At 57.2% G+C, this 8,154-nt stretch carries 9 protein-coding genes and 1 pseudogene; 8 read left to right on the forward strand and 2 right to left on the reverse strand.

Annotation, left to right across the window (positions count from 1 at the left end; all coding sequences use genetic code 11):
* Positions 1–242: 242 nt before the first annotated feature.
* Positions 243–920 (reverse strand): hydrogen peroxide-inducible genes activator, encoded by a 678-nt coding sequence (locus tag FKM97_RS25990; protein ID WP_246105279.1) that lies wholly within the window; start codon positions 918–920, stop codon positions 243–245.
* Positions 921–1,016: 96 nt separating this feature from the next.
* Positions 1,017–1,154: pseudogene (locus FKM97_RS26860) on the reverse strand (LysR family transcriptional regulator); the annotation flags it as partial.
* Between the two features lie 113 nt (positions 1,155–1,267).
* On the opposite strand from FKM97_RS26860, the gene FKM97_RS25995 reads away from it, so the two are divergent.
* From FKM97_RS25995 to FKM97_RS26030, 8 genes are all read left to right on the forward strand, one after another.
* Entirely contained in the window at positions 1,268–1,423 is a 156-nt protein-coding gene (locus tag FKM97_RS25995; protein ID WP_205015315.1) for a DUF465 domain-containing protein, read from the forward strand.
* Positions 1,424–1,505: 82 nt separating this feature from the next.
* Positions 1,506–1,754, forward strand: coding sequence for a hypothetical protein (locus FKM97_RS26000; protein ID WP_144295375.1), 249 nt, complete (start codon positions 1,506–1,508; stop codon positions 1,752–1,754).
* A 176-nt stretch (positions 1,755–1,930) separates the two neighbouring features.
* Positions 1,931–2,944 carry a TerC family protein gene (locus tag FKM97_RS26005; protein WP_144295376.1) on the forward strand — a complete coding sequence of 338 codons (1,014 nt, stop codon included), beginning with the start codon at positions 1,931–1,933 and terminating at the stop codon, positions 2,942–2,944.
* 89 nt (positions 2,945–3,033) lie between these two features.
* Positions 3,034–3,348: a hypothetical protein gene (locus FKM97_RS26010; protein ID WP_144295377.1), complete on the forward strand. Its 315-nt coding sequence runs from the start codon at positions 3,034–3,036 to the stop codon at positions 3,346–3,348.
* A 323-nt stretch (positions 3,349–3,671) separates the two neighbouring features.
* On the forward strand, positions 3,672–4,349 hold the full coding sequence (locus FKM97_RS26015) for an exopolysaccharide biosynthesis protein (protein ID WP_170241157.1): 678 nt from the start codon (positions 3,672–3,674) through the stop codon (positions 4,347–4,349).
* An 865-nt stretch (positions 4,350–5,214) separates the two neighbouring features.
* Positions 5,215–5,691 (forward strand): hypothetical protein, encoded by a 477-nt coding sequence (locus FKM97_RS27315; protein ID WP_144295380.1) that lies wholly within the window; start codon positions 5,215–5,217, stop codon positions 5,689–5,691.
* Positions 5,692–5,748: 57 nt separating this feature from the next.
* Positions 5,749–6,273 carry a hypothetical protein gene (locus tag FKM97_RS26025; protein WP_144295379.1) on the forward strand — a complete coding sequence of 175 codons (525 nt, stop codon included), beginning with the start codon at positions 5,749–5,751 and terminating at the stop codon, positions 6,271–6,273.
* A 9-nt stretch (positions 6,274–6,282) separates the two neighbouring features.
* The gene (locus tag FKM97_RS26030) at positions 6,283–6,729 is read left to right on the forward strand and encodes a hypothetical protein (protein WP_246105278.1); all 447 of its coding nucleotides are present in this window, start codon (positions 6,283–6,285) and stop codon (positions 6,727–6,729) included.
* Positions 6,730–8,154 lie beyond the last annotated feature (1,425 nt).

Below are 8,154 nucleotides of genomic sequence, written 5' to 3' on the forward strand. Positions count from 1 at the left end.
GCTTCATCTTCGTTCCTTCGTCACTGCGACGAGACCCAAATCCTCCTCAGTTCACAACCTCAAATCTGTGCCATTGGTGCTGACGGCGACCACTGGAAGCTGACGTTCACTATCCTTAGACAATGACGGCCCCGCGCTGGTCAGCGTCGCAAGGTCAGTCGCCCATCGACCCCATCGTGGCTTTTCCATGCTGCTTCCGTCACGACATTCATTCAGTTCAGGGGTAAGGACACGCTGGCGGGTTAGCCGACGCCCAGCGCCAATGCAGCGTCTTTCGCCCTTCCGGCAAGTTCCTGAAAATGCGCCACCCGCCCGGCCGTCGCCCTGAAGTAGACGCCGACCTGACGGGTCTCGCTCCAGTCCTTCACTTCCAAGAGATGCACGTCTTCAGCGTTGCGGAACTCCGCCCGTGCGTAGAGCTCGGGAAACAGCGAACAGCCCATGCCGATGGAAACCATCTGGCGAATTGCGTCGAGGCTTGTGCCAACGTAGTCATCAACAACAGTTGCGCCCGAGGCCTGTGCCAGGTGCTGGACGTTCTCCAGCAACCGGTTGCCGCTGCCGAGCGCCAAGAGCCGTTCGCTTGCCAGATCCTTCAAGCCAACAGAGCGTTTTCGTGCCAGGCGGTGGTCGGCCGGAACGCCGAGATAGAGCCGCTCCCTGCCTATCGGGATAAAGGTCAGGGAGGGCTCGCCGCATGAAGGGCCAATTCCGCAATCCAACGTTCCTTCGGCGACGGCGGTTTCAATAGCAGCGGGGCGATCCTCCACAATGTAGACTTTGAGGTCGGGGTACTTTTGATGCAGAGGCGGCAGGAAAGTCGGAAGGAAGTATGGCCCAAACGTGGGAGGTGTGCCGAGCCTGACAACCCCGCCAAGGCCTGCGCTGTCTTGCACAACGGCATCCATCAGATCGTTCATCGCGGCAAGCGTGACGCGCGCACCGTGGAGAAAGCGCTCACCGACCGGCGTGATTAAGACAGTTGCGGATGTCCGCTCGAACAGTGGGATGCCGAGATTTTCTTCGATGATCCGGATCTGGACCGAAAGGGTGGGTTGAGAAACATGACAGCGCTTGGCGGCCTTTCCGAAATGGCCACACTCGGCGAGGGCGACAACATATTCGAGTTGGCGGAGGGTAGGACGAAAAGGCATAGGCGATAGTTAGTTACTATGGACTGAATTACCACAATCAATTGGCGCAATTGATTGCCTGCCACCAGATAATTCTCGTTGTCATCAACCAAGGTATGCATATGGACCCCTTCATGGAATCTCTTCGCAATCGCCCCGCCGCGATCCAGGAACGTATCGAGCGCGAGCAGGCGCGTCCTGCCCCCGACAGCTTGAGGCTCTACGGATTGAAAAACCTCAAGCTGAAATTTCGCGATCAGATCGAATATCCACGAGTTACTCAACCGTGAAGGCAGGGGACATCCATTCCCGTTATACGCCCCAGATCCTTTACGCCCTCGATGGCGGTGCCGCGCACGTGAGGTCACTTCCATGCATCTCCAAACGCGCCAGGCCGCGAAACTCAGCCGCGTCGCCAGATACGGTGGCGTCGCCCTGATCGTCGCATGGTCGCTGCTCGCACTTTGCACGTATGCCGGCATCGAGGCGGCAGTCGGCTGGATGGCCGGCATGGGCGCTGCCGACGGCTTGATCGCCCGGTTTGCGCAGGTCGCCGCTCCGCTTGACGGGCCGCTCATTACGATCGTCTGGTTTCTCGGACTCGCGGTCTTAGTGCTGTAACCATACTGATCCTCCGGCTGACTTCGATCGCCAGTTAAGTGAACTCGGCCGCCGGTCTAGCGTGATCGGCGGCGGCTCCATTCAATCCCCAGTCCGGGCCCCTCTGGCGAGAGATGCCGGTCCTCTCGCGATGTCGGACACTGCCCCCGTCGTGGATGACCGGTTGGAGAGGTCACGTGGAATTTGCGTTTCTATTCGCCGATTGGCTCGGCAAGCCTGTCTGGATGTGGCTGAGTTTCATTTCGATCGTCACAGCACTTCTGGTCTTCGATCTTGGCGTGCTCCACCGTGACAATCACGAGATCAAGGTTCGCGAGAGCCTGATCCTGTCGTCAATGTACATCACGCTCGGCCTCGCCTTTGGCGGCTGGGTCTGGTGGCAGCTCGGTGCGGAATCCGGCATGAACTACCTGACCGGCTTTGTGGTCGAGAAGACGCTGGCTCTCGACAACGTCTTCGTCATCGCTCTGATCTTCTCTTTCTTCGCCGTGCCACGCCAATACCAGCACCGCGTGCTGTTCTGGGGCATCTTGGGCGTCATCGTCCTGCGTGCCATCATGATTGGTCTCGGTGCGACGCTTGTCTCCCAGTTCTCCTGGGTGCTCTACATCTTTGCGGCGTTCCTAGTGATCACCGGCATCAAGATGCTTTGGATCGGCGACAAGGAGCCTGAGATCGGTAACAACCTCGTCGTCGGGTTCCTGAGGCGTCGCTTTAACGTCATCGACGAGCACCACGGCCAGCATTTCTTCGTCAAGAAGCCAGACCCGAAGACCGGTAGGCTGGTCTGGTTCATGACGCCGCTCTTTATGGCGCTCGTTATGGTCGAGCTCGCCGACCTGATCTTCGCGGTGGATTCGGTCCCAGCCATCTTCGCCATCACCACCGACCCGTTCATCGTCTACACGTCCAACATATTCGCCATACTCGGCTTGCGTGCGCTCTACTTCGCGCTCGCTGCGATGATCCACCGGTTCCAGTATCTGAAGCCCGCGTTGGCGATTGTGCTCATCTTCATCGGCTCGAAGATTTTTGTCGCTGACCTTCTCGGCCTCGCGAAATTCCCCGCCGCGCTCTCGCTGGGCGTCACCTTCGCTATCATCGCCTCCGGCGTGGTCTGGAGTCTGGCCAAGACGCGGGCGCAGCCGCAGCATGTCGGGCAGAAGAGCTGCCGTGCGCATGAAAACTGACCCGTGATGCTGGGTTGCAGGCCCGGTGCCACATGCTTCCATCATACATCTGCTGAGATTTGCAGACTCAGCAACTAGGAGTTGAACCGATGCAAGAGTTGTTCGTAAACTTGATCATTTTCCTTCTGGTCGAACCCATGCAGCAGGAAATCGCGAGGACGCTTGCTGATTCCCGTGCACCACAGGAAGTGGTGGCTCCGGTCTTGACCTGTGCAACCGAGCATGGACCGAAGATCGTCAATCGCGCGCTGACAGATCCCCGGTGGGCGGCGTCGAGCGTGTTCGGTGCTTGGATCGGTTTGGTCGAACCGGCCGCGCTTCTCGCCGAGGCTGCGCCAGGGTGCGCATCTGCCATCGGGGCTGCCCAGCCGTTTCTCGAGACCCAGGAAGGCTCCAGCGGGTAGCGGAGCAAGGCGAATGGGTGGCAGTCCACTCACCGGCTGCGGCACGTTCGGCCTGAACATCAGTCTCGATCTCCCTCGTCGGCTTTGCAATGGCATCTGATTAGCTTTGCTGGGCTTTAGAACGATATCGGGCGAGATATATCGGTCGCCGGAAGGATCTCGACGCGGCGGGCATCAATCCTCTCATCGTCGCCTTGAACAGGTCACCGATACTCGAGACTCGCGCGGCATTTACGACTGCCTGTGCCAGCACATTCGCAGCAATCCGGTTGGCCGTGAACTTGAATGAGATGCGCGGGGACCACCTGAGGAAGGATACACCAATGGACCGCCTTGGCATGCCACTGAAGCCAGGATCGGATCGTCGCGTGCCGGCCGTTGGTCAAGGCCTTGTTTCGCCCACTGCGTCCGGCTTAATTGACGGTGTGCTGGCGGCGTGCGCTGCTCGCGACCGTATCTCGATCGGTGACGTTGTCGACCAGCTCGGGGCCGCCGGTTTCCCAGCGCTGGTTCTCATCCTCGTGCTTACGGCCCTCATTCCGATCCCGGGGCCATACGGCATGGTCTTCGGCACGGCGGTTGCGATCCTTGCCATCCAGATGATCTTCGGCCGGCCGAAACCCTGGTTGCCAGCTGTTTTGATGCGTCGATCCGTATCCACAGGATTGCTGGTGAAGGCGGGCTCAAAAATGCGAAGCTGGCTGGCTTCAATCGAGAAGCTTCACTCTCCGGGACGGTTCAAACAGCTCGCAGGACGCGAGACCAGTCGCCTTGCAGGTTTGGTTATTTTTCCTCTCTCAATTATGATCAGTTTGCCGATACCGCTCGGCAATGTACCGCCCGTCTTCGCCATCGCAATGATCGCGTTTGCCCTGATCCTGAAGGACGGTTTCGCACTCGTCCTGGGCCTCTTCGCGGCCGTTCTGGCGACTGCATGGGTCGCGGCAGTGTTCTGGTTTGGTGGCGAACTTCTAGCCGGGATCTGGCCGCTGATCGGTTAAGAGTAAGGAATCATCGTTGAAGATGATCGCGTGGCGGCAGTCCGCCCCATAGAATGGGATCTCTCGCGTGGAGGTCGTGCTCATTTTGCTCTTGGGCATAACGTTATAGGCAAGTCAGCCTGACCTCTACGAGCGGTGGCTTGCGGAACTGACCACTGAATCACTGAGTGTCCGGGAAGTATAGCGGTTGGGGTTCATTGCTCACGCGAATGGCTACCTTTCCTGTCTTTCACTCGGAAGCGGTCGGTCAGGAAACCACACCATTACAGACCACCAGTGACCTGAGCCGACCTGCAGCTTTCAGGAAATCGCGAAGCCCGCCTGGCCCACCAAAATGAGGCGCAAAGCTGCCGTTAAGGTCGCGTTGCTTCAATCGGTTTGCAGCACACGGTACACAGAAGCTTCATCTGCTTTGGGATGGCGCCAAGACCTTGATCGCGATGCTGGATCACTTTCGGTACGTGAATTGAGGGCTTTCGTTCTTTGTACACACCCCGCTTTTTCAACTTAACAATCCCCTCCATCTGACGCTTACGGCGGAGACTGGTCTCGGACTCTGCAAGTCCCCCTAGGGTGCCGAGAAAGCCCTGCCAGCTGCGTGGTAGTATCAACCGGTTGTTCGAGCACCCTAAGCCCAGCGCCCCGGGCCCTAAGCTCTCGCAGAAGTATCCGTTTCGTCTGGAAACACCCGGAGCTACAAGGGCCTGACTTTGAATCTCACAGCTCGGACGTGCATCCCCCGGAATAAAATCTCGATCGCTTCGTTTTCTAAGTAGCCCTTCGGCTATTAACCTAGGAGACGAGCGTGAAATCATACATCAGGAAAACGGCCCTTGTTCTGACGGTGCTTGCTGGCACCTCAGTTATGGCCATAGCGCAGACTTCTTCGACGGTGGGCTCTGGCGGCAGCTCTGCAGGTGGCGGAACGAGCAACACCACCCTGGGGACGGGCGGAAGTGCTTCAGGCGGCGATGGCGGCGGAAGCGCGAGCACGCTTGGAACCGGCGGCAGTTCCGCGGGCGACGGCCAAAGCAGTTCGACCGTTGGCACGGGAGGCTCGGCAGCGGGCTCCGGAGATAGTGGAAGCTCCAGCACACTTGGAACCGGCGGCACGTCGGCGGGCGGCGGCAGCTCAAGTTCTTCGGTAGGAACAGGTGGCTCTTCTGCAGGCTCTGGTGAGAGTGGAAGTGCAAGCTCCGTCGGGACCGGCGGCAGTTCCGCGGGCAGTGGTGGCTCGAGCTCAACCGTAGGGACAGGAGGCTCGGCTGCCGGGGCAGCGCAGGACGATACCAGCAACAAGGATTGTCCTCCTGGCCAAGCAAAGAAGGGTAGCTGCGGCTAAAATCCCGAACGCTTTCTGGCTTCGCGGTGCGGAGCCAGGAGTGGATGGAGACATTCAATGCATCCGATTTTTACTGGTCTTCTGACCCTTGGATGGTTCGGAGTGGCCATCGCTTCTTATTCGCAGGTCGATGCTCAATCGGTATCAAATCAAACTCTAACGGCTGCACGGTCATCCAAAAACCCCGCGATACGACAAATGACCGGTCGGGCCTCAGCAGCAGCGTCACTGTCGAATCCGATTTTTACTGGTCTTCTGACCCTTGGATGGTTCGGAGTGGCCATCGCTTCTTATTCGCAGGTCGATGCTCAATCGGTATCAAAATCAAACTCTAACGGCTGCACGGTCATCCAAAAACCCCGCGATACGACAAATGACCGGTCGGGCCTCAGCAGCAGCGTCACTGTCGGCAACGGGTCAGCCTCAGCACGGACCATTGTTGGTGGTTCCGGCTCCAGCGGCTCCGGAGTAACGGTTCATTCTCAGGGCAATGGAAGCAGCGCCGTCGCTACGTCCTCCTCATCAAACGGCACATCCGTCACCGCAGGTTCTGGCGACTGCGTAATCACTCATGAAGAATAGGAGATCCAGGTGAAGTCCTCATACCTCTCGGTTGTCATCCTGTCCTTAATGGCGCCTGTTGGCGGTACCGTTGTTCACGCGCAGGACGGTTGCTCTGGGTCGGCAACTGTCGGCTCCGGCGGCAGTGGCGCCACGGAGAATACCTCCGCGAGCACCCTGGGCACGGGCGGCAGTTGTGCGACCGAGGACGGACACAGTTCAACAGTCGGCTCTGGCGGAAGTGCAGCCGCTGTCGACGGCAAAGTTGACAGTGACACCAAGGTCAATGCCAACGAGAACAATCTCAACGCCAAATCGACTGCTTCGGCCAAGGAAGGCGGAGAGTGGAGTAGATCGAAGACACAGACCAAAGTCCGTCAGGGAGAAGATCTGAGTACCCGTACCAAAACCATGTCGCATGTGCCAGGCTCGAAACCGGAGAAGAGCACTACTGCAGTTCAATCGCAGACGCAGTAGCCGTTGTGTGTCCGTGGTGCGGCGGGCGGGGGATACAAAGTCGCCCACTTTGCAAAACATAGGATCAACGGGACTGAAACCGAGGAGCTGATCAGGCGGCTCAAGTGAAATTCATTGATCACCAGAGGCAGATTCTCATGGCATTGGTTTCTCGCGTCGTGATCCCGCTCAGATGCCCCTCCTGTGGAGCGTCGGGTCTGGCGCAAGGCGTAGAGAACAATGCACCGTTCGATCTTGGCTGGGGTTTCTCCATTCAGGTCTGGCCAAAGGGTTTTCAGCTTGCCAAAGGCGCCGTAGTCGGGACAAACCTCATGGTTCGTTGCGAGACATGTGAGCAGGCGTTCGCTCTGCGGAAAAGGACGAGCCCTCGATAAGCAATCTCATACACTTCATTTTTGAAGACCTTTTTAGTGAAAACGATCGGGACCTTGGCTTCACGGAAATCAACCGCTCACGGGGGTGATGTTTATGGCGACCACTGATTTCGTACCATCCGTACAATACGGGGATTGGCTCGGCAGAGTGGAAGCAGACGATGTATACCCAAATGACATAAGTGAGTGGGCACGGGAAGCCGGCCTGATTGCAAACGGAGAGGGTGTTCTGGCAATTAGGCTTTCAATTTCTGACACCCAAACTGGGGATGTGGCTCAGCCTTGCATCACGATCTTGTATGCAAATTGTAGCCTGTTCGAATCTCTGCGAGAGGGCGGCTCACGGGAAAACTTAAGGCGAAAGAAGCGCCCATTTCGGTTCAACACCTCCTGGAGGCGTTTAAACGCTTCAGCTTCGTGATGACGCGCAGTGGCTTTAGTTTTGGCTCAGGCTTCACGATTGAGTTGGAAGAATAGCAAGCCGCACCCCGTTTTATTGTGAGTTAGTCGATTATTGCGCTTTTGCGCAGTGTCTGTCGGGTAAATCCGAGGCGATACTGATTTTCAAATGCGGTTAAATGCACCGTAAACTTGAGGTGCATCTAACGGCTGTCCAGATAAACCCGCGGAGCCAGTTTACACAAACGGAGCGGAACCATCTTTGGCGCTCAATAACCAGAGAAGTGCCGGCCATTAATCCCTCTCAGGAGGATATGCAGATCCTCTCTGACAGCAGCAACACGCCGCCTTCTGCGCAAGCCACGTACGATTTCGAACCTTCAAAAGAGAAAACCTTGTTCACAAGGCTCTCTTTAGAAAATCATAGGCTCCATTCACATCTTCTCTCACGCAGGAAAGTAGGGAGGTTAGGTCGTTAAATTAGACCTCGTACTTCTGCGTAATTTTGGAACAGCCAAGTAAATCGCACATCTGATCACCAAACATTGGGTGCGTCAGGTAAAACCTTATTGCAGCATCGAACTTTTCGCCCGCAACTACGTTTCTGACTCCAAAGTTCGAATCAGTTGTGCAGATGCCGCATCGTAACCTT

Origin of the sequence: Rhodoligotrophos appendicifer (assembly GCF_007474605.1) — a bacterium.
Lineage (GTDB): Bacteria > Pseudomonadota > Alphaproteobacteria > Rhizobiales > Im1 > Rhodoligotrophos > Rhodoligotrophos appendicifer.

Coding starts and splice junctions, on each gene's coding strand:
- FKM97_RS26015 (WP_170241157.1), top strand. CDS start 3,672: ATGGACCGCCTTGGCATGCCACTGAAGCCAGGATCGGATCGTCGCGTG.
- FKM97_RS26000 (WP_144295375.1), top strand. CDS start 1,506: ATGCATCTCCAAACGCGCCAGGCCGCGAAACTCAGCCGCGTCGCCAGA.
- FKM97_RS25990 (WP_246105279.1), bottom strand. CDS start 920: ATGAACGATCTGATGGATGCCGTTGTGCAAGACAGCGCAGGCCTTGGC.
- FKM97_RS25995 (WP_205015315.1), top strand. CDS start 1,268: ATGGAATCTCTTCGCAATCGCCCCGCCGCGATCCAGGAACGTATCGAG.
- FKM97_RS26025 (WP_144295379.1), top strand. CDS start 5,749: ATGCATCCGATTTTTACTGGTCTTCTGACCCTTGGATGGTTCGGAGTG.
- FKM97_RS26010 (WP_144295377.1), top strand. CDS start 3,034: ATGCAAGAGTTGTTCGTAAACTTGATCATTTTCCTTCTGGTCGAACCC.
- FKM97_RS27315 (WP_144295380.1), top strand. CDS start 5,215: ATGGCCATAGCGCAGACTTCTTCGACGGTGGGCTCTGGCGGCAGCTCT.